Source organism: Streptomyces tendae, assembly GCF_014650435.1.
Lineage (GTDB): Bacteria > Actinomycetota > Actinomycetes > Streptomycetales > Streptomycetaceae > Streptomyces > Streptomyces tendae.
This window is the reverse complement of sequence record NZ_BMUY01000090.1, coordinates 1-748: the sequence shown is the minus strand read 5'-3', so window position 1 is coordinate 748 and position 748 is coordinate 1. Positions and strand designations below refer to the sequence as shown.

Genomic DNA, 748 nt, shown 5'->3' with positions numbered 1-748 from the left:
AACGTGGTGTTTCTTCTGATCGCAAACACTTATCGGCTATGCAGTACAAGACCGAATGTGCGAAAGAACAGCTTCAGGAACTATCCAACGATATATCCAGTGCGTTAGACAAGCACAAGGACGTGCAAAACCAGCTTCTTCAGCTTCAGAAAGAACTACGTTCCATTGAAACAAAGAAAAACGTCCAAAAACTCATTTCTAAGGCTTCAGAGAAGTTTTACGGCTTGATAGGGAAAACGGTTAACGATAGGGAAAAAGATGCCTTAAAAGCCAAAATAAAGGCTTTAGAGGGGGAAAATGAACAGCTATCCGATAGACTGGGAAAGGCTATACTTGAAAAAGAGCGAAACGGCACAAAGGTATTCAAAGCCGAGAACGACAAGGAGTATTATAGACAGCAAATGGACAATGCAAGGACAACCAGTAACCGACTAAGAACGGAGAACCAAGAACTAAAGACCGAAACCAAGGAATTGAAAAAAGAACTTGGTAAGATGAAAGACTTGTTCAATTCCGAACAACTGGAGGCTTTAAGGCATCATTTCCCAAACATATCAAAAGCTATGGAAGAGGGGAAAGACCTACTCAAGCAAATCACCAGAAGCAGAGGTTTCGGCATGGGTATGTAACCCCCCCCGCCCCCAATGGGGGAGCGACCAAACGGCAGCTTCACTCAATGGAGTGTTACGCCGTTCGGGTTCGGAAGAAATTTTGCAGGGTTCGAAAAACGGTTGTGTGCTTATTCGAA

Annotated in this window: 1 pseudogene; it reads left to right on the top strand. The window is 43.9% G+C overall.

The features are described 5' to 3' along the window. Nucleotides 1–629, top strand: a pseudogene (locus IE258_RS40760) (hypothetical protein); the annotation flags it as partial. Nucleotides 630–748: the final 119 nt, after the last annotated feature.